The sequence below is a fragment of the Sphingomonas sp. BK481 genome, assembly GCF_014194875.1.
Classification (GTDB): Bacteria; Pseudomonadota; Alphaproteobacteria; order Sphingomonadales; family Sphingomonadaceae; genus Sphingomonas; species Sphingomonas aerolata.
Map to the genome: position 1 here is coordinate 26,028 of NZ_JACIAP010000012.1, position 20,379 is coordinate 46,406.

General features: G+C 62.4%; 19 protein-coding genes. 9 read left to right on the top strand and 10 right to left on the bottom strand.

Annotated elements, in window-relative coordinates; all coding sequences use genetic code 11:
• Positions 1-201: 201 nt before the first annotated feature.
• Positions 202-435, top strand: a complete 234-nt coding sequence (locus FHY04_RS18365) for a hypothetical protein (protein ID WP_133192349.1) — start codon at positions 202-204, stop codon at positions 433-435.
• The gene (locus FHY04_RS18370; RefSeq protein ID WP_133192350.1) at positions 432-1,061 is read left to right on the top strand and encodes a sensor histidine kinase; all 630 of its coding nucleotides are present in this window, start codon (positions 432-434) and stop codon (positions 1,059-1,061) included. Before FHY04_RS18365 ends, FHY04_RS18370 begins: the two co-directional genes overlap by 4 nt.
• A gap of 73 nt (positions 1,062-1,134) precedes the next feature.
• On the opposite strand, the gene FHY04_RS18375 is transcribed toward FHY04_RS18370, so the two are convergent.
• The 6 genes from FHY04_RS18375 to FHY04_RS18400 form a co-directional block, all read right to left on the bottom strand.
• Positions 1,135-1,551, bottom strand: a complete 417-nt coding sequence (locus FHY04_RS18375) for a hypothetical protein (RefSeq protein WP_133192351.1) — start codon at positions 1,549-1,551, stop codon at positions 1,135-1,137.
• A 95-nt stretch (positions 1,552-1,646) separates the two neighbouring features.
• Complete coding sequence (locus tag FHY04_RS18380; protein WP_133192352.1) at positions 1,647-2,801, bottom strand: patatin-like phospholipase family protein; 1,155 nt, start codon at positions 2,799-2,801, stop codon at positions 1,647-1,649.
• On the bottom strand, positions 2,798-3,244 hold the full coding sequence (locus FHY04_RS18385; protein WP_165954596.1) for a thioesterase family protein: 447 nt from the start codon (positions 3,242-3,244) through the stop codon (positions 2,798-2,800). The genes FHY04_RS18380 and FHY04_RS18385 overlap by 4 nt, the downstream gene beginning before the upstream one ends.
• A gap of 1 nt (position 3,245) precedes the next feature.
• Positions 3,246-4,619 (bottom strand): peroxidase, encoded by a 1,374-nt coding sequence (locus tag FHY04_RS18390; RefSeq protein ID WP_133192354.1) that lies wholly within the window; start codon positions 4,617-4,619, stop codon positions 3,246-3,248.
• The gene (locus tag FHY04_RS18395; RefSeq protein ID WP_133192355.1) at positions 4,619-5,314 is read right to left on the bottom strand and encodes a hypothetical protein; all 696 of its coding nucleotides are present in this window, start codon (positions 5,312-5,314) and stop codon (positions 4,619-4,621) included. The genes FHY04_RS18390 and FHY04_RS18395 overlap by 1 nt, the downstream gene beginning before the upstream one ends.
• 23 nt (positions 5,315-5,337) lie before the next feature.
• Positions 5,338-6,426, bottom strand: coding sequence for a catalase family protein (locus FHY04_RS18400; RefSeq protein WP_234422826.1), 1,089 nt, complete (start codon positions 6,424-6,426; stop codon positions 5,338-5,340).
• 169 nt (positions 6,427-6,595) lie between these two features.
• Between FHY04_RS18400 and FHY04_RS18405 the strand changes: the two genes are divergently transcribed.
• Both FHY04_RS18405 and FHY04_RS18410 read left to right on the top strand, forming a co-directional pair.
• Positions 6,596-7,162 carry a TetR/AcrR family transcriptional regulator gene (locus FHY04_RS18405; RefSeq protein ID WP_165954597.1) on the top strand — a complete coding sequence of 189 codons (567 nt, stop codon included), beginning with the start codon at positions 6,596-6,598 and terminating at the stop codon, positions 7,160-7,162.
• A gap of 355 nt (positions 7,163-7,517) precedes the next feature.
• The gene (locus FHY04_RS18410) at positions 7,518-8,162 is read left to right on the top strand and encodes a recombinase family protein (protein WP_133192378.1); all 645 of its coding nucleotides are present in this window, start codon (positions 7,518-7,520) and stop codon (positions 8,160-8,162) included.
• Positions 8,163-8,185: 23 nt separating this feature from the next.
• On the opposite strand, the gene FHY04_RS18415 is transcribed toward FHY04_RS18410, so the two are convergent.
• Positions 8,186-9,619 (bottom strand): transposase, encoded by a 1,434-nt coding sequence (locus FHY04_RS18415; RefSeq protein WP_240699135.1) that lies wholly within the window; start codon positions 9,617-9,619, stop codon positions 8,186-8,188.
• A 334-nt stretch (positions 9,620-9,953) separates the two neighbouring features.
• Here FHY04_RS18415 and FHY04_RS18420 point away from each other — a divergent pair, with 334 nt between their 5' ends.
• From FHY04_RS18420 to FHY04_RS18430, 3 genes are all read left to right on the top strand, one after another.
• Entirely contained in the window at positions 9,954-10,892 is a 939-nt protein-coding gene (locus tag FHY04_RS18420) for a replication initiator protein A (RefSeq protein WP_133192194.1), read from the top strand.
• 482 nt (positions 10,893-11,374) lie between these two features.
• A complete protein-coding gene (repC, locus tag FHY04_RS18425; RefSeq protein WP_133192195.1) occupies positions 11,375-12,616 on the top strand; it encodes a plasmid replication protein RepC in 1,242 nt (413 codons plus the stop codon).
• A gap of 121 nt (positions 12,617-12,737) precedes the next feature.
• Entirely contained in the window at positions 12,738-13,013 is a 276-nt protein-coding gene (locus tag FHY04_RS18430; protein WP_133192196.1) for a hypothetical protein, read from the top strand.
• Here the strand turns inward: FHY04_RS18430 and FHY04_RS22735 are convergent.
• The 3 genes from FHY04_RS22735 to parA form a co-directional block, all read right to left on the bottom strand.
• A complete protein-coding gene (locus tag FHY04_RS22735; protein ID WP_240699136.1) occupies positions 12,980-13,897 on the bottom strand; it encodes a lytic transglycosylase domain-containing protein in 918 nt (305 codons plus the stop codon). The genes FHY04_RS18430 and FHY04_RS22735 overlap by 34 nt on opposite strands.
• A 216-nt stretch (positions 13,898-14,113) precedes the next feature.
• Positions 14,114-14,365 carry a plasmid partition protein ParG gene (locus FHY04_RS18440; RefSeq protein ID WP_133192197.1) on the bottom strand — a complete coding sequence of 84 codons (252 nt, stop codon included), beginning with the start codon at positions 14,363-14,365 and terminating at the stop codon, positions 14,114-14,116.
• Positions 14,362-14,991: a ParA family partition ATPase gene (parA, locus tag FHY04_RS18445; RefSeq protein ID WP_133192358.1), complete on the bottom strand. Its 630-nt coding sequence runs from the start codon at positions 14,989-14,991 to the stop codon at positions 14,362-14,364. Before parA ends, FHY04_RS18440 begins: the two co-directional genes overlap by 4 nt.
• A 154-nt stretch (positions 14,992-15,145) precedes the next feature.
• Here parA and FHY04_RS18450 point away from each other — a divergent pair, with 154 nt between their 5' ends.
• Entirely contained in the window at positions 15,146-15,985 is an 840-nt protein-coding gene (locus tag FHY04_RS18450; RefSeq protein ID WP_133192198.1) for a toprim domain-containing protein, read from the top strand.
• A 61-nt stretch (positions 15,986-16,046) separates the two neighbouring features.
• Positions 16,047-20,276 carry a strawberry notch family protein gene (locus tag FHY04_RS18455; protein ID WP_133192199.1) on the top strand — a complete coding sequence of 1,410 codons (4,230 nt, stop codon included), beginning with the start codon at positions 16,047-16,049 and terminating at the stop codon, positions 20,274-20,276.
• Positions 20,277-20,379: the final 103 nt, after the last annotated feature.

The following is a 20,379-nucleotide window of genomic DNA, read 5'->3' on the forward strand; positions in this document are numbered from 1 at the left end:
TCACCCGCAGCCTGGACGAGAAACCGGGAATGCTCAGCTGTGCTTGCGCATAAGTGAGATCAGGTGGCCTCAGTGGGGCGGCCAATGTCTACGGATTACTTTAAGCTCTGTTAGTGCTACGTACCAATATGCATCCCGTTGAACTTGGATAGTTGTCAACTGCTTACCGCGGCGTTGCCGCCTTCACGAAGGAGCACTCTTATGAACCGGGCGCAGGCGATAGACTCCGCGATTAGCCTCATGAAAAGAGCGCTCCAGCAGCTTGACTCAGTTAATGAGACAGGAGCAGCGGCCTATCTGCAGCAGGCTATCAATGAATTGACAGGAGCTCCCCGGCCACAAACAGTTGAACAAGCGGAGGTGTTGCTCGAAACTCCGGAAGCGCGCGCAATCTTGGAACGACATTTGGCTTGCTTCCAAATCGGCATTGAATGAAACAGGACGCAGGGGCGCGCGTGGCAGACCGAGACGAGTTGGTGGTGCGGGAACTGGAGCATCGGTTCAAGAACGTCCTTACCATCGTGCGTGCTATCGTCAGTCAGAGCCTGGGGGCGGCATCTTCGATCGAAGATGCACGCGACGTGATCGACGAGCGACTGGCGTCGTTGGGCGGTGCCGTGGAGCAGCTCCTGTCATCGGACTGGAAGGCAGCGCCGCTTCCGGCCCTGGCGGATCAAGCCTTGGCTCACCTCTCCTTTTACACCGAGCGACTCAGTTTCCTCGGCGAAACGGTTGAAATCGGTCCGAGGGCAGCGATGACCTTGACGCTCGCCTTCCACGAACTGGCGACCAACGCGATCAAGTACGGAGCGCTTTCCAACGAAACAGGCACCGTCGAGCTATGCTGCCGGGTGCGCGGGGCAGGTGACGATGCGGACCTGCTGCTCCAATGGATCGAGCGTGGCGGACCGCCGGTCACGAGGCCCGAGCGACAGGGGTTCGGGACACGGCTGATCTGCACGGCCACGGGTCGTAGCCTGCAGGGAAGCGCGATGTTGGACTTCCCTGTGACAGGGGCCGTGTGGACCCTGGTTGCTCCCCTAACGTCAGTCAGATCCTGAGCTGGCCAGTTGACTGCGACGGCCACACGATCAGAGCGCCATAGCATGCTCGGGATGGTTGCCCGCGCCATTTCTACCGAGCCGACGGGATCAGGACGCTGCCTGCGTCGTCGCTCGTTGTTGCGGTTTCGGGCAACGTGGTAGGGTTCGAGGGGTAGCGTCGGCCATCGAAGCGCAGCCGAACTGCATGCCCCGACGCGCCACCACCGGACACTGCTACGCCCAGGTCGCGCAGGCCGTGGGTACGCGAGGACAATAATCTGATCGGCAACTGGGTAACAGTCGTACGCCCGATGGTATCGTAGCCCTTCCCTGTCGCCCTTAAGACGCCCATCGAACATCCACCGCTGCCACAATATTCAGGGCCGGACGCATAAGCGACGATGTCCTGCTTCCCATCTTCGTCCAGGTCGACAAAGGCCGCCTCGTAGGTCACGTGATTGCCTTCGAACAGCTTCTCGATCGCCTTGCGCGCGAGCGGCGTCTCCATCGGCGCATTGCGGAGCCTATCTGGCGATTATCTTCACGCCTGCTATCTCGATATTACGCTACTTCAGACGGACGATCCATACCGGCATAATGCCGCTAGCGATGATCTGCGATGAGAAGATCGGCCGTTGTGGGCGGTGCTTTCAGCCACGTGCCGGCGCGTCCTCGCTCCACCCCATAAGCATACAGGCGGCGCATGTACCCCCTCTCGAATAACTTGTCGCTTGGCGCGACGTCGTTCCCGATGAACGTCACGTTCCAGTCGATGCCATGGCGATGCGCATAGACGTAGCTGGCATCCGCCAGCGTCAGCAGCGCCGCCTGCTGGTTGAGCGCGAAGGCGCGTTTCAGGATCGGGACGAGCCGGGGCTTCACCATCTGAAAATCGCCACCGAGCCGGCTGTTCATTAGCAGGTAGACATGCATGCGGGCGGCATCGTCGATGGGTACATCGCTTACCGCAAGGTGCGGCGGGATCGCAAGAATACCTGCGGTGGTCCCGCCATCGGCGTGAAGCTCGCGCACGTGTGCGCCACCTGCGGACGCGTCAATCACCACCGGCGGGAACATGACCGGGATGGACGATGAGGCAAGCAATACCTGGCGGAACAACGCCACCTTGTTCGGCAGCGCGCTGGAGGCGATGGCCCCCATGTCCCAGATAACGCTGCGTTGCGCATCGAGATTGGCGGTAGCGACAAACAGGCGTCGGCCCTTCGCCTGCTCCTCGGCGATGCGCGCCACAAGCTCCGGCGTCACCTCACGGGCGATCAGCTTCGCAAGCGGAGCGGTGGAAGCAACACTGGTAGAACCCGGGATCGCAAGCGGGAAACGGGGGTGAAATATGTCCTTGGCGGATACGCTAGTGTAGAAACGGGCGATCGAGGCATCGCCTTCCTTGCCCAAAAAGGCAAAGGGAGCGATCAGCGCGCCGGTGCTGACCCCGGTGACGATGCTGAACGCCGGACGCGTACCGCTCTGTGTCCAGCCGTTGAGCACGCCGGCGCCATAGGCACCCTCGTCCGCGCCGCCTGATAGTGCCAACATCGTCACTGGCTGCCCTGCCGATACGTCGGGTCGCATCCGCTGCGCGGCGTCCGGCGCATCCGCCCAGAACCGGGCTTGCGGCGCACCAGCGATCATGGCTGTGGCGCTTTGCGCTGCGGTGAATGGCGCACGGTCGAGTGTAGTGCACCCTGCGACGAACGCCAATGCGGTGATCGCGTTGGAGCGGAGGAACAGCCGTATCATGATGTGGCTCCAGCGGTCGCGACCGCTTCGTCTTTGAAAAGACGGAAATGGCGGGCAAGATCGGGGCGGATACACTTGAGTTGTCCCGACGCACGATCAACGCATATCATCGTGGATTTAATCATTGCCACGCATTTCCCGTGACGCTCGAAGCGAGTTTCCAACTGAGCGCAACAGCTTTGATAGCCGGTCACGCGCACCACAGCGATGAGCAGGTCGTGCAGCACAGCCGGCCGGTTGTATACCACGTCATGCCGGTGCGCGACCCAGGTCAGTGCTTTCACCTGCCCGAGAGGGGCCGTTTTGCGCCACAAAGCACCGATCGCCTCCTGCATCCACATGAGGTAAATGGCATTGTTCACATGAGCGAGATTATCGATTGCGCCTGGACCCGCCCGGATGGGATGGGGGTACTCGACATAGTGGCCGGTATCCTGCTCCATGTCAGTTCCACGATTCCGCAGCAATCCACCGCAAGGCGGTGAGCGAAGGCATGAACATATACTCGCCGCCACGCAGCCGGTTGAAGGTGGTAACGCCATCGATACGACTACGAGCCGGCTCGGCAGGAATGGTGAAGCGACCCGGCTCGTCGTGTAGGCCAACGATGGGATCGCGCTCATCGCCCAAGTCGATGAAATTACCGCGATTGATCCATTCCTGCTGCAGGAATTCGATCGTATCGAACGCACGGGCAGAGATGAAGATGAAGAAGATGCCGCGATCGTCCCGACTATCATCTGCGGCGGTCAAGTCGGCCGACCATCTCGGTCCGAAGGTCGAGGAACGGCGAATGATCCTGTGAATGTTTTCGTCTGTCAGAATCGTCAGCCGCTCGCCACGTGGATTAAGGCGTCGCATGTGCGCGCCGTGCGGGCACACAGTTCCGGACTTGTCGCCCGAAAAGTCGAATTCATTACGCCGCGATGGATCGGCACCCAGCACTTCGTCGTCGCGAGTCGGCGACAGGATCAGCGGTGCACCCGATCTCCAGCGGCCGAACATCTTGGCGGCCAACAGCTCCTGCGCCGCCTCATCCTTTGCGTGGCCGCGCACGAAATCGTTGAACGCCCCTGGGCGACTGTCGTACTTACGCAGCACGACATAGGAACCGTTTCGCCCCAGCGCGTCAGGATGAGGTATCTGCAGCGGCGCTCCCGTTTCGCTGTCCTCGCCGAGGATAAACTCGCCCGGCGCGATTGCGCGTTCCTGTCCCGGCTGTGGATCGACCCCGGCTCCCGCGACGGTCGGCTGTGACACTGAGTCACGAAAGCCGAATGGGTTCTTAGCATCTGCATCAGCTCCGAAGCGGTGCGTTCCGATCAGCGTCACGCCGCTCGACGCATGATATTCGGACATCGCCCGGTCGGTCGCTTCGTCGAGCCGGGCCTGATCGGACGCGAAGATGGTGAGCGCGATGTGGCACTGATCGTGGCGATAGGCTTCCTCCCACTGCTCGGGAGCATTTTCGCCCGCGTCGCGCAACTGGTCCGCGCGCGCCGCCATCCCTTGGCGGAACGACAGGGGAAAGCTGGCGAGCGAAGCATTGGGCACCCCAAGCGCCTTCAAACCGGCGTGGCTGATCGCCACGCCGGTCCATGCAGTAAGTTCTTCGGTCCAGTCTGCTGCAGCGGGGATATCCGGCGCGAGCCGTCGTAAGAGATCGCGACCACCCGCGGCGTCGTCGACGTGGAGCATCGCATGTATGCCGACATAGGGTTCAGGTCGCGCACGTAGGATCAACGCTTGGATGTCATCCAGTTGGAGCGTCACACGGTCAGGGCGGAAGCGGTCCTTGAGGTGCTGGAGGATACCCATCAGTAATCCACCCCGTGGGGCACCGACACCTGGTTCGACAGCAGGGCCAGCGCGTCCCGTGTCGCAGGATCCGCGGCGGTGTTGCTAGCCATAGAATCGAGGAAGGCATCAAGCGCCGTCTCCATACGCTGGAGGCGCCGCACGTCCACGACCGTCACCTGCGGGTTGGCAACGAACCAACCGGCTGCGTCGATCTGGTGATCGGCGATAAAATCCTTGACGGCGGCCGATGCAATACCGGGCCACCCTTCGATATTGGCGAACAACAGGTCCATCAACTCAGGGATCTTCGTCGCGAAGTCGTTGATATAGGTATCCCAATCACCGTCGTACGCCGTGGCGAACAGGATGCGCGTATCATCATCAAACAGGACGAAGCGCATGTCGTGAAGCGTGGACACCTTCTGCGCGCCGTCGAAATTGCCGCCGGTCAGGTTAAAGATGCGGCGCAGCCGGTCGGCGCCACCGGGCTTCAGCGTCGCGATTGCTGTCAGTTCGGACACGTTGCCCGATTGCCGCCCGGCTCTCCCCGCCGACCCGGCAGTACCCTTCAACAGCGGATTGTGATTGCGGATCATGCCCTCGATCGCAATTCGGGCGAGTGTCGGGGCATCGGCAGCTATTTCTGCAGCGACGCGACGAAACTCTGCAAGACGACTTTCGTCGTCGAGCCGGGGATCTGTGGTGTCGGCCATGGATGATGTCCTTTCGATACGAATCAATCCGGAATTTCATCGAGCGAACGCGGTTCGCGTCGAGCCACGGCATTCAGTCTGTGCCGCTGGCCCGAAGATGATTCGTACGCTGCCTTGCGGATCCGCATGATGCCGCCGAGCGGCCGGTGCGTTGCAACTCCGTTCCACGGATTGAAGGCGAGGTGATCGTCCCCGTGCACCTGCCTAGCCGGGGCGTAGGCATCCTGTGGAGGGAAGGTCAGTGTCGCGATGGCGCGATGCGGCGAGAGGGTAGCATCCCAAAGGACTGCCGCGTCCTCGACTGGCATCGTATTCGGATCGACGCAGAGTTGCGCGCGTAGTTCATAGGTGGCGCCGGCGTGGCGGAAATGGTCGACCACGGCGTCGCGCATGGTCGAAAAGCCCGCTTCGACTTGCCGTCCGGTCAGTTCGGCCACCGCTCCAACCGGTGCCAGCGACAGCTTCGCAACATAATCGCCGTAGCGAATAGCCGCCTGCGTGTGGAATGTCTCGCCCAGCATGTGCGCGTGGTCGCGCGCCAGTCCGTCGAGCGTGGCACCGGGGGAAGCACCCAGTGCTTCCAACGCGCCCTTTACGCCGCGGGCGGCAGCGGCGATCAGCCTCTGCGCCGCCTCAGGCGCATCCGCGTTCTTTTCGAGCAGGCCTAGCATGACCTTGTATTTGGCAATCGTACCGAAGGCGAGAGTCGGAAAATTGACCATCAGGAAATCCTGATTGGCTCCGCCGAGATCGGGCGTAAGGCGCTCGCCCCCAACGCCAATGACCTTGAGCGCGAAGCCACGTGGTGCTGGCACCGAATCGCTGTGAATATCGCCCGGTGCCGATGACAGCCGGGCCACGATCTCATGTTCGCAAGGGTGGGCGAAGATGCCTTGGGCCAGTTCGGCCGGGAGGTCCGGATGAACCGTCATCTGCCCTTTCAGGATTGCATGGCTCTTCGCATGTGCATCCCGATGCGCATGACGATGCCGCTCCGCATGGGCAGCCTGCGTCGCCGCCATCTGAGCCACGATCTCTCGCGTCAGCGCAGCCTCGTCCGGCTGCTCGACTTCAAGATCGTCGCGATAGGCAATGGGGCGGCTGGGTATCACGCGTGGCAGCTTTCCTAGACGAGAATGCCTTTAACATATCACCTGATATATTAGTTGCAATGCCGGCGCGGCTGTTGCCCTCGGACCTAACAGATTGCATTCCGGTCTGGTGGAATACGAGGCAACACTAACGACGCGGGGGATGCCAGGCCGCAGGAAGCGTCCCGAGATGCGGATGGAGACGCGGGCGCGACTGCTAGACGCCGCGATCGGGCTGATCGTCGTGAGCGGGGTCGCAGCCGCCTCGATCCGCGGCATCTGCGAACGCGCTGGCTTCTCGCAGGGCGCATTCTATTCGTATTTCGCCAGCAAGGACGATCTTCTCTTCACGCTGGTCGAAGAGCACATGGCGAGCCTGGCCCGAAAGCTCGACACGTTGGTGGCGGATACCCGTCATCAAACCGCAGAATCCATCTTGGATACGATCGGGCGCAGCCTGGATGCCCTGTCCGTTGATGCACGCCATTCCGTACTGATGGTTGAGCTTCACCTTCACGCACGACGCAATGCGCCATTCCGCACGCGCTTCGAACCGGTCAAGGTCGCGTACGAGGCCGCCTTCGCCGACGTCACCTCCCATCTGTTGAGGCGTACCGGCCTGACGCCAGCGATGCCGAGCATCCAACTGGCGCGCATCCTTCTCTCGCAGTGGTCCGGTTCGATCCTTCAAGAAGTGCACGATCCCTCTCCCTCGACCCAGATGCGTGAAGTGTTTGCCGCACTTGTGAGAAACTGACGCCGAACGTCCCCGGCCTGAAGGGCCGACAGGATATGACAACTTGTCACTCACGATCAGGGTCTGCCTCGTCCACGGTGCCACGGCAGGATGGCAGCAGGGCAACCCGCAGATCAAGCCGAAGCGGTTGGAGGCTGCTTCCGGTCCGGGTACGCACTCCCGAAGCAGACCCCAACCGCGCATTGCAATGACGCGCAGGCGCTCATCGTGATTGTCACTGGGCAACAAGAAAAACGACCGGTTTTCTGGCGGTAGCAGCTTTTGCCTCGATGGCGCCCCCTGGAGATCGGAAAACCCGTTGCGGAAACCACCAACACATTGCAGGGTGGTGGATATCTTTTCTGGCGGGGTAATGATGCTCATTGGATATGTGAGGGTGTCCAAGGCTGACGGATCGCAAACACTAGCGCCGCAGCGCGATGCGCTGCTCGCCGCTGGCGTCGATCCCTCACGCATCTATGAAGATCTCGCTTCGGGCCGCCATGATGCGCGTCCCGGCCTGACTGCCTGCCTCAAGTCGTTGCAGCCCGGTAATACACTGGTCCTCTGGAAACTGGATCGTCTCGGGCGCGACCTGCGGCATCTGGTCATCACTGCCGAGGCGCTGCGCGAGCGTGGCATTGGCTTGAAGGTCCTCACGGGTGCCGGCGCGCAGATCGACACTACTACCGCCAACGGTCGCCTCGCTTTCGGCATTTTCGCCGCCTTTGCCGAGTTCGAGCGCGAACTGATCGCCGAGCGCACACAGGCGGGCCTTGCCGCGGCGCGTGCCCGGGGGCGGATGGGTGGACGACCCCGCAAGATGGATAAGGCGACGCTGGCGATGGCGATGGCCGCAATGTCCGATCGCAATGCGATCGCAGCCGATGTCGCACGGCGTCTCGGGATGACGACGACGACGCTCTATATGTACGTAAATGGTGACGGCACTCCCAAGGCGCCGGGCCAGGCGCTGCTTGACGGTGTACCGTACCGCAAAGAACGACTGCGCGCCGCGTGATGAAGCGGATCGTGCCTCAGCAATCAGGAATATCGCCGAGCTGGCGGGACGATCACGTCGTGTTCGATCGATCGGGCCGAGATTGCAGCTGGGGTCAGGGCCGCGGGAACGCAGGCACCCCGGCGTGGCTTGCCCGTCAGCCGGTGTGGACGCGCCAGAATCATAAGGTTCATCACCGCCGCGCCGATCAGGAACTCTTCTTCCGCTCCGCGGATGCCGCGCAGGTGAAGCCGCCTCATGCCGTGCTTGCCCTTGGCGTCAGCGAAGAACCGTTCCACCCCGCGCCGCAACCGCATCGACCGCTTGTAGAGGCCGGTTTCTACCTCGGCTCTGGCAAGATCGCGGACGTCCTCATCATCCAGACGGACCAGAGTACGACGCCGCGCCGTTGTGCATTTCTTCCGAAGCACGCACGTCTCGCAGTCTCGGGCATCGGCGGCATAGCGATGCACGCCGGTGGGCAGATGGAAGGCGTGGTGCGGGAGCGGCTTGCCAGTCGGGCAGATAAAGCTGTCGGTATCCCGATCATAGGTGAAGGCTGTTCTTGGCAGCTTGCCCTTGGTCTGCTGCGTGCGGTCGATCACAGGGATGTGCGGGATTGCACCGTGGTCCCGCACGAAGCCGAGGAAGTGGGCGCTGCCATAGGCCTTGTCGGCCGCAACCCGCTTGGGGTGGTAATCGAAACGATCGGCGGACCGCCCGAGCATGACGCGGCCGGCATTGACCTCTTCCGCAAAGCGAGCGGGCGTGGCCTCGATATCGAGCGCTACGCCGCTCGGGGTGTCGACGAGCGCGTTCAGTGCATAGCCGAACCGCGCACGGCCCGGTCGCGCCGACCAAGCTGCAGCCGGGTCGGTCCGCGATACGCCGTCAAAGTCTTTGGAGCCGCGCGGCTTCGTAACAACACTGCTCTGATCGCTCAGCCACTCACGGACCGGGCGACCTGCGTTGGCCACGTAAGGCAAGTAGCCGGGAATCGTCTTGCGCTGCCAGCATGCGTCAGCCTCGATGAACGAGGCGTCGATTGCGGCATCCTTACCGCCAACAAGACCTTCGCCGATGCAGCGTCGAACCGTGCCCTCGAACAGGGTCCGGAACACGCCGGCGTCGCGGAAGCGACCGTGCCGGTTCTTGCTGAATGTCGAGTGGTGCGGAACCTTGTCTCCTGGTGCGAGGCGGCAGAACCAGCGGTAAGCCAGATTATAACGCAACTCCTCACACAGACGCCGCTCGGATGGGATCGCGTAGATACGACCGATCAGCGTTATCCGGATGAGGAGTTCCGGGTCGATCGATGGTCGTCCCCGCGTGCTGTAGTGACCAGCCAGCGCTTGCCTGAGTTCGCTCGTCTCAAGACATCGGTCTATGCGACGCAGCAGGTGGTCTGTGGGCAACATGGCTTCTATGGTGCGGCAGGACGCCCCTTCCCGCCCACCGCGACAGGTTGGTCCCATCATGGCGCTGCTCCTCTGAGTAGGGTCAAAACGAAGGAGCAACCCGGCATGTCCGGCATTTTTCAACAGGCCCGGTCGTTTGCGACGACGCCGAGCGGTCAGGCCGGAGCACCGACCAAAGGCGTAGTCGATAATACGAAGTCGGACGGCGCTACCGGCCCTCTCCCCTGCACGGGAATGTCATTACCCCCGAAATGCGGTGCAGAGTTCGTGGTATCGACTACGCCTGGCCCGGTCGCCTCGCTGAACCGTCGGCGCGCTCGTGGTATCGGCTACGCCCGGCGTCTTGGCGCGGCTGAGGTCCAATTCCTCCGGCCTGTAAGGAACGGAGCCTGTCATGCCCAAGGGTAAGGCGGCCGAGCCGCGAACATCGAGCCCGAAGGCCCCGGCCGGCGCCGACAAAAGTGCAGTGGCGCCCATGCAAGGCGACCTGTTTTCCATGGACAGCCCTCTGCGGGGCGGCGTTCACGGCGAGCTCTCGTTGATGGCATACCCGTTCTTCGCCTTGACGAAGCAGGCGTGGATGAAGCCACTCACCTATAGCACCGGGGATATCACTATTGAGGTGAACCCCGGTCACAAGGGTGTGGCAAATATCTATGACAAGGAAGTCATCCTCTACATCGCGAGCCTCATGGCCACGAAGATCGAGAATGGCGAGGAGGTAAGCCAGAACTTTGTGTTCACGGCTAATGACTTCTTTCGGGTCACCGGCGCTACCCCCTCTGCGAACGCTTACACGCGACTGTATGAAGCGCTGGAGCGGCTGCAAAGCACCCAGATCAAGACAGATATCGAGACTGGCGGGGAGGGAGAGGCCGGCTTCTTCTCTTGGGTCGAGACGGCTCGCCTCCAATACACCAAGACGCGAACAGGCGAGCGCCGATTGAAGGCGGTGAACGTCCGTCTGTGTGATTGGCTCTTCAGAGCGATCCTCAAGGATCGTAGCGTCATGCAATATGCGCCCAGTTACTTCCAGTTGAGCCCGATCAACCGTAGGCTCTACGAGGTGGCTTGCTTCCTCCGCTTCTCGGGCGTGACATCGATAAGACTGGGCGACCTTCAACACCAGATTGGCCATCAAAGCCTAACGCGGCTCTTCAAGCCTTACGTCGTTGAGGCCGCAAACGGCACAGTTCCGGGCTTTGAGTTTTCCATTCAACCGGCAGACGGAGCGTCTAAAAGCGCCAAGGTTTTCGACGACGTCGTTGTCATAAAGGAGGTGCCGACAGTGGCGGCCCCAATGAAGCGAGCGAAAGCTACTCCGGACAACTGATCTGGCCCGTTCGCCGGCTTAGCAGCAACGGTCGACCGAATGCGCTCTGCCGTCGATGTCTGCGAATCGCACCAGTAGTCCTGTCTACCTGCGAAAGCGTAGTCGATACCGCGAAGATTGCCTGGCTGCGTAGTCGATACCACGAACTTACGTGCGCAGGCGTAGTCGATACCACGAACCTTTTTCGGCAAGCGTAGCCGATACCACGAATACTCGTTGTTCCTTAACTTTTGCATCTGCGGCAGTGTGCTCGAGCGACATACCGTCGTATTTCTGGAGCTATGACCGTGGCCACATAAACGAATGCCCGGCACGAAGGCCGGGCACCCTGGAACCGTTAGATGGGCAGCGTCGCCAAACGCTGACCGGTCACTCGATAGACCTCCTATCTAGCCATTTCCGACGGAAGGTTCAAGGGAGCGCGATTCGCGCCACGCACGAGTTTTGCCTGCTGACGGTCCCTCCACTCGAGGGGGCGAACGATGACCTATACCCAAACCGCTTTCACGGGCCGCACCGGCGCGCGGCCGATCACGGCGCTGACACGCGAGCTCACCCGCCGGATGAAGGTCGTCGACGCGACTGGCATCCAGGTCTCCAAACAGGATGCGCGCAGGGCCGTGAAGGCGCTGAAAGGCGCGATTGGTGTCAGCAACGGCGCAATCGAGACGTTGATGGACCTCGTGCAGCTCACCTGGGAGGCCGACTGGACGGATGATCGCCCGCTGGTCGTCTGGCCAAGCAACCAACATCTAGCCGACGAGGTCAGGAAGACCGTGGCCTGCATCAAGGCACGGCTGCGCGAGCTGCGCGCTGCCGGCCTTATTCTCGGCCATGACAGCGCATCGGGACGGCGGAGCGGTTTCCGGAACCGTGACGGCGTTATCGTCGAGGCCTACGGTCTCGATCTGTCACCGATCCGACTGCGCTATGCCGAACTGAAAGACGCCGGCGATCGGCTCAACGCCCTCTATGCGCTCTTCAAGAGCGGCAAGAAGGAGATCGCCCGCGTCAGGCGGATCGTTGGCCAGGCCCTCGCCCAAGCGGCGGATCTCAACCTCACAGGCTCGCACTGGATGGCATTGCAGGACGCGATCGATGCAGCTGCCTTCGCAGCAGCGCAGGCCAAAGCCATGGGCGATGCAGATGGCTATCAAATCGCGCTCGACAGCCTAAGCGGGGTCGAGGACCTTGTTGGCGAGACGATCGATCAGTTCATGTTTTCAGTTGAAAATAACCCGTCGGGGTCAGCAGAATCTCCCTGCATACATATACAAACCATTCCCTCTAAAAAGTCCGTACAAGCTGATCGAGGATGTAGTTCTGACCCTGAGGTGGGGGTTCCAAACCAGGCGGTGCTCCCTCCCTCCCCGTCCAAGAGCATCCTCAAGGTACGGCCCTCCGATCTAGCCGACATGTTTCCGACGACGGCGATGTATCTGACGGAGACGAGGCCAAGCTGGTCCGACGCCCACAACGCTGCCGCGCGGTTGCGGCAGGATCTTGGCATCCGCTCGGGAACTTGGGTCGACGCAATCGACACGCTGGGGCGTGACGGTGCCGCGGTCGCGGTGATGATTACAGCCGAGCGGGAAGCTCGCAACGAGATCCGCCTCACCGCCGGCGCCTACTATGCGGGGATGATCGCAAGAGCTAAAAGAGGAGAGCTCGATCTTCAGAAGACCCTCTGGGGATTTAGGACCGAGCGAATGGCCGCGCACTGATGACGCCCCCTCCCCCTCCCCTCCAAGCGATCGCGCCGTCGATTTGTCGGGTGACCGCTGGTAACTTACCGGCGCTAGGAAGGTTAAGCGATCGTCAGCATCTTGCTGCTAGGTGGTCAACATGCCCCAAGCGACACTCCAGGCCTGGCTCTCCCTCTATGCCGCCGTCGGCGTCATGGTGGCGATGTGTGCCGTTTTCGCTGTCATCAAGACGGCGTACGACTATCGTTCCGGAACTAGCCGACTTCCGACCGCGACGGTGCTCGACAAGGTCCTTGTGGCGCCGCGGATGTGGGTCCGTTGGCAGCTCAACTACCTCCTAGGTGCGCCGGCCATCCTCGGTATCGCGCTCTACTTCGCTCATTACCTTGGGTTCGGCACGCTCGTCGACGTATAAGCCAGCATCTGGACCCCCCTGCCCCGCCATGTTGCGGCGATCGGCATTGCAGCGGTCTGCACGGACGCGGCTCTGTAGGCGCCGCTGCTCCACCCCTTGGTTATAGCAGCAACGTAGTCGATCGTTTCCCGAAATGGTGGGATCCGGCCTAAGGTCCGGACCCGACCGGGGCCGGCGTTGTAGGCTGCCAGGGCGAGGTCTACCCGCTTGAACTCATCGAGATGGGATCGAAGGTACTTGGCCCCTCCCCTTAGATTGGCCAGCGGATCCCGGGAGTCGAAGACACCCAGGCCGCGAGCTGTGTCGGGCATCAACTGGGTCAGACCAACCGCACCTTTGTTGGACACGATCAGAGGATCGTAGCGGCTCTCCTGCGCGACGAGCGCATCGAGGAGCCCGGTTGGCACGCCGGCCTCACAGGCGACCGCCGAGATCAGCGGGAAATACCGCGCGCGGCGTGCCTCCTGCCACGGCACCAGATCGCCACGAGGATGGTAAGGCGTCATCGAACAGGCGGCCGGGCTGTACATGTACGGAGCCACGATGCTCCGAGCGACCTGCGCAGCGCCGGTCATCACCCTCCCCGTCTGCATCCAGAGCGGGATCGCGATCGGCGGATTTGGGACCTCCGGAACGGCCGGCGCCTGCTCGAGACCTGCGATGCTCTGAAAATCGTTCTGCAACGCAGTCGGCGATACGCCTTGTTCCGCGAGATCAACGGTTGGCGGTTTTGCAGTCGCCCGTCCGACCTCAATCACGACGCCATCAGATAAGCCTCGGAACGCGACCAGTTCCGCCTGGCGCTGTGAAGCGACAACCGGTCCGGTAACGGCAGATGCCGCTACCAAGCCTGTGACAAATCTTAGCGCGCCGATGTGCTTCATTGCGCGAAACAGCCAGCATCGCCGAGCGTGGTCAACGTGGAAAAAAATTACCCTGTCGACGAGCGTTCGACGATGCGGTTCATCGAGGCCTGCAGCGCGGCGAACACTGCGGACCGGCTTTTGCGGAAAGCTGGCTACCCAGATTCCCGCAAATACGACGATGCGCCCTTTCGTGTTCCCGTATCGCAGGCTTTACGGATAACCGGAATTACGCCTTTACGACGCGTCGTATTTCTGGATTAGGAGGTCGCGTACCTCATCAGCGATTTTTGTACCCCTCATGGCGCACTGCGACTTGATCGCGCGATGCAGGCCTTCGGGAATGTCGATCGTAAGCCGCTTCATCTTAACGTCCGCGGCGCGCGGCTCCGCCGCCTTCTCCGCACCGGCCCCTACCCAAGCGTCGGCCTCCGCGGGCGGTGCTGCAGCGATCGACGGCCGCGGCCCGATGGTCACTTTCTTGCTCATGCCACGAACTCCATCAGTTCGGCGCGGACAGCCTCTATCTCCGTTGCGGCCGCGCTCTTGCTGTCGATCTCGAAAACGGCGCGCCCCGTTGCAGCCGCTTCGGCGAAGACCACCCGCTGCACGATCTGCGCGGTCATGGTTGGGATCTGATAAGCTGCCAGCGCCTCGACCACGTCCCGCCCAATCGCCGTCTTTGCGACTTTACGATTTACCACAAATGTGGCCTTCAGCCCTTCCTTAAATACTGAAGCTTCGACGATCAGCTTCACCACCTCGTCGGCTGCCCAGATATCGTACGGCGAGGGCTGGACGGGAACCAACACCACGTCTGCTGCCATGATCGCCGATCGTGCCAGTTCGGTTACCCGGGGAGGACCGTCGATGACGACATGGTCATATCCATGGCCGATCTGATCCAGTTCCTTATGGATCGTGGGGCGAGGAAAACCGACCACCGAGATCATCGGTTGATCCTGGCGGGCAGCGGCCCAGTCAAGCGAGCTGCCCTGCGGATCCGCATCGATCAGCAAGACGCGCGACCCATCGCGCGCCAAACTGGAGGCTAGATTGACGCTAAGCGTCGTCTTTCCGACGCCACCCTTCTGATTGAGCAATGCGACTATCATGGCCAAGCCACCTTCCGTGAAAGCGTGTAATCGTAAAACCTGCAAACTGCAAAAGCGGCTTATCGGCTTCACGCTTCGCCGTCTACTCGTAGAAGCGGTAATGTGCCTTTCTGTAGGAAGGGGAGGGGGTGAAAGGGGGTGAAAGGAGACGGGAATGTCCCTGATTGCCCTCAGACCAACCCAGCGCGTCGTCGACATTGTAGGTGCCCTTGGCGGCACTTGGCGTGGCTATATCGCGACGTGCCGCTGCCCCGCGCACGAGGACCGCGATCCCAGCTTGTCCGTCAGACAGGGGCACGACGGGATCCTCGTTCATTGCTTCGCTGGGTGCGATCCAGGCGATGTGCTCCGCGAGATCTCTCGGGTGCGTCCATCCACGAGCTTTCATCCTCCTCCCTCGAGAAGGGTGTCCAGCGGAAGCAACGTCGGCCGTATCTGGCACGAGGGGCTACCGGTCGACGCCACGCCAGCTGCTGAATACCTCTCCAGCCGCGGGCTCCGCTTGCCCCTCGAAAACCTCCGGTTTCATCCCCGGTGCCCGTGGGGTCCCAAGCCTTCGACCCGCTTTCTCCCGGCGCTCATTGTAGCAGTCCACGAGGGCAACACTCTTCGGGCGATCCAACGGATCTTCCTGGACGTCGCGCACGGCGGTTATCTCGACAAGGTGATGCTTGGCACTCCTGGTGCGGGCGCGTGGTGTGGCAGTAGGACAGGCGACACGCTCGCTCTCGCCGAAGGCTTCGAGACGGCCGCTGCTTTCACCCAGATCAACCAGATACCGTGCTGGGCGACCCTCGGAGCGGCGCGGCTCGACCGCATTCAGATCCCGACAGACGTGACACGGCTGATCATCGCCGAAGACAACGATCCCGAAGGACGTCGAGCGCGAACCAAGGCCTGGCGCGCCTATCGGGAACGCGGATTGACGCTCGCCCGCATGGCGCCGCCGCAACAATACGGCGACTGGGCCGACGTACTGAAGCCCAAGGGCTGAGAAGGGGAGGGGGAGCGGGGGACTGAGCTGCAGCACGCAGCCAGTCCCGGAGACCCGCACCATGACCGACCTGTTCGACCCCAAAGATGACCGTGCATCCGCTTGCACCGACGCCGCGCGCAGCCTCTTGCCGCTCTTCAGCGGCGATACGAAGCTCAGCCGCCGAGACCTGAACGACGCGATGGTTGCGGCCTATGGAGGCACCGACGCTGACGGGTGCTGGACCCAGCGTGACAGCTTCGAGGTCCTCGAACATGCGCTCGCACTCCACCTTGTGAGCAGCGCTCCGGCGCTGCAGTCACCGGCTGACATCCAGTTCGCCCTAGACCTGCTCGACCGCCTGCCGACGCAGACTGTACGCAGCGAGGATCAAATCGACTGGCAGCAGTTCTCAACGCCTGTCGACATCGCGGCGGTTGTGGTCCTGCTTGCCGCGGCGCAGCCGACCGACGTCGTTCTCGAACCGAGCGCAGGTAACGGTCTGCTTGTCGCCCAACTACCGAGGGTGGCTGCTCTGCACCTCAATGAGATCGACCCTGCCCGGCGCGCGCGGCTTGCCGCTTCCTTCCCCGGTGCCGAGGTTTCCGGCCACGACGGGGCGGCGATCGGCAGCACAATGACCAATCTGCCCCGTCCAAGCCTCATCCTCATGAATCCGCCGTTCTCCCGATCCGTCGGCCGCGGCTCCGACGCGCTTGCGGCCGTCCGCCATCTCCAGGCTGCTTTGAAGCGGTTGCTGCCGGGAGGGCGCTTGGTCGCCGTCATGCCGGATTGGTTCGCCAACTCCGCACGGATGGCCGATATCTGGGCCATGACGTTCGCCGGCATGGCGCTGCGAACCTCGATCCGCCTGACGAACGGCTATGGAAAACACGGGACCGGGGTCTCGGTCCGGCTGTACGTGATCGACAAGGCAGTGGGTGATACCACGACCGTCACGATATCGCGCCGGAACGTCGGTGAACTGATCGAAGCGCTTATCGTCCCGAAGCGGGGATCGCCACAAATCGAAGCCCTGGGGACCCCAGTTAAGCGGGGAGGGGCCGTTTCGCTCTTACGAGCCATGAAATCGCGGCCGGCTGTAGCGCCGCGCATCTTCCGCGCGCCGACCCGCAACGAGGTACTGCCGGTCGGCTACCAAGTGCTCGAGACACCAGCGCCGATCGCGGAGCAGGTCGGCGTCTATCTGCCGTACCGCCCCAGCCGGATCGTCTTCGAGGCGGCCGGGGAGCACCCGACGTCGCTGGTCGAGTCCGTGGCCATGGGTTCCATTCCAGCGCCGATCCCGTCACACATCCCACATTTGCCGGAACGGACCGTATCGGAACGCCTTCTGTCGTCGTCGCAGCTCGAAACCGTCGTCTACGCCGGTCACGCCTGGACGCAGTTCATCCCGGGCATGTTCACCTGCGACAAGGAAGGGGTCGGTCTCGTTCTCGACGCTGCCGGCCGCCAGTACCGCAAAGGCTTCTTCCTTGGCGACGGCACGGGAGCGGGCAAGGGTCGCCAGGTTGCTGCCATCATCCTCGACAACTGGTTGGCTGGACGACGCAAAGCGATTTGGGTGTCAAAGAATGAGGCACTCCATGCGGATGCTGTACGCGACTGGACGGCGCTTGGCGGCATGGCGGCAGATGTGCAGCCGCTGTCGCGCTGGAAGATCGATGAGCCCGTCACAATGAGCGAGGGGGTGCTGTTCGTCACCTATCCGACGCTGCGATCGGGTCGGGGCGACGCTTCGAGGCTCGAACAGATCATCGCATGGGCAGCAGACGACTTCGATGGCGTGATCGCCTTTGACGAGGCTCATGAGATGGGCGGGGTTGCCGGCGGCGAAGGGGCAATGGGCACCAAAGCAGGCTCACTGCAAGGCATCGCCGGCGTCCTCCTCCAGAACCGTCTCCCTGCCGCCCGTGTGCTATACGCCTCTGCCACCGGCGCCTCCGAGGTAAACAACCTCGCCTATGCCGTTCGGCTTGGACTCTGGGGACCGGAAACCTCGTTCGCCGACCGTGAAGCGTTCATCTCCGAAATACGCCAGGGTGGCATCGCGGCGATGGAGCTCGTTGCACGTGACCTCAAGGCAACCGGCCTCTACACGGCGCGCGCGCTAAGTTTCGCAGGTGTCGAATATGACATCTTGCGACACGAGCTGACCCCCGATCAGATCGACGTGTATGATCGCTACGCCGACGCCTGGGGTATCATCCACCGCAACATGGAGAAGGCGCTTGAGATCACCGGCGTCGTCGACGCACTGGACGGTGCGACCAAGAATGCCGGCGCCAAGGCGGCAGCGCGATCGCGCTTCGAGAGCTGCAAGCAACGCTTCTTCGGCTCCCTGCTCCTGTCCTGCAAGCTGCCAACCGTGCTCGCAGCCGTTCGCCAGCATCTCGATGCTGGCCAGTCGGTCGTCCTTCAACTCGTCAGCACCGCCGAGGCGATCCTCAATCGACGCCTAGGCGAACTCACTCCCGATCAGCGCGCGGAGCTCGATATCGACTTGTCGCCGCGCGAGGCGGTCATCGACTATCTGACCCGCGCCTTTCCGGTGCAGCAGATGCGCGACTACCGTGACGATACCGGCGAGGTGCGCTCACGTCCGCTCATCGACGACGACGGTCACTCGGTCACTAACCCCGAGGCGGAAGCGGCCCGCGACGATCTCATCGAACAGCTTTGCGCGCTCCCGCCGATCGCCGCGGTTCTCGACGGCGTCCTTACCCATTTCGGCCACGATACCGTCGCTGAAGTGACCGGTCGGACGAAGCGCCTTGTCCCGGCTGCAAACGGCACCCAAAAGCTCGAGACAAGATCGGGGCGCTCGACGCAGGCCGACGCTGCGGCGTTCATGGCGGGAAGCAAGCGGGTCCTCGTTTTCTCGGACGCGGGCGGGACGGGACGATCCTACCATGCCAGCCTTGACGCGGCGAACCAGGAGCAGCGAGTCCACCTGTTGCTGGAGCCGGGCTGGCGCGCCGACCGCGCGATCCAAGGGCTTGGTCGTACCCATCGTACGCACCAAGCCTGCTCACCGCTGTTCCGCCCCGTCACCACCGACTGCAAGGGTGAGTTGCGGTTTACCTCCACCATCGCCCGTCGGCTCGACAGCCTCGGTGCGCTAACCCGCGGGCAGCGTCAGACCGGCGGGCAAAACCTGTTCGATCCTGCCGACAATCTTGAAAGCGAGTACGCCAAGGCAGCGTTGATCAGCTGGTATCACCTGCTCCGAAGCGGGAAGCTGAAGAGCACCAACCTGCAGGACTTCACCCACCGCACCGGGCTCGAACTGACCGACCAGGACGGTGTTCTGAAGGAAGAGCTTCCGCCCATCCAGCGTTGGCTCAACCGTCTGCTGGCGCTGCCGATCGGCCTGCAAAACCTCATCTTCGACGAGTTTCTCGCACTGGTCGAAACGCGCGTTGCGGCCGCGCGTGAGGCGGGAACTCTCGACGTCGGTGTCGAGACCATGCTGGTGGAAACCGCGACCGTTCTCGACGATCGGGTCCTGCGGACGGACACGGTCAGCGGCGCGACCTCGCATCTGCTCACTATCGAGGTAACCCGGCGTCGCCACCCGGTGTCGCTCGACCGAGTACTGCGCCTGGTGGATGCCGACGACACCGCGGTGTTCGTGCGCAACGCGAAATCCGGGAAGGTCGCCCTCAAGACGCCTGCGCGGGCTGGTATGACAGAGGATGGCATGCCCGTGGCGCGCATCGAACTGATGCGGCCAACGCGCCGGGAGTACCTGGCTGCCGACGACCTCTATGAGACAGCCTGGGAGGAATGCCCTCGCGATACCTTCTCCAAGGCGTGGGCGGAGGAAGAAGAGCAGGCCCGCAACCACGTCGACACCGAGACAATCCGGCTCGCGACGGGGCTTCTTCTACCAATCTGGTCCGCGCTTCCCAGTACGCATCTGGCTGTCAGCCGGATCGTCGACGCCGACGGGAGATCTTGGCTTGGACGCATCGTGTTCCCCGGGGACCTTCATCAGCTGTTCGGCAAGCTCGGCCTTACCGAGGAGAGCTCGCTGTCGCCGAGCGAGGTCGTGCAGGCGGTCGAGAGCGGCAATGCCATTCCGCTGAAGCGTCCATTCGCCTGCGAGGTCAAGCGCGCGCGGGTGAATAGCCTACCACGCATCGAGATCGTCGGCCCTCCCGCCAACCAACTCGCCTGGCTCAAGTCGATCGGCTGTTTCACCGAGGTGATCGCCTACAAAACACGCGTGTTCGTGCCGGTGCCCGAGGCTGCCGCGGTTCTGGAGCGTATGCTCAGACCTCGATGACGTCGACGCCTCCAACGTCGCAAGAGCGCTCCACATCAGCCACCCGCGCACGAGCGCGGGCACAGGAGCGCCCGAGACAGGGAAGGAGAGGGGGAGCGAGAGG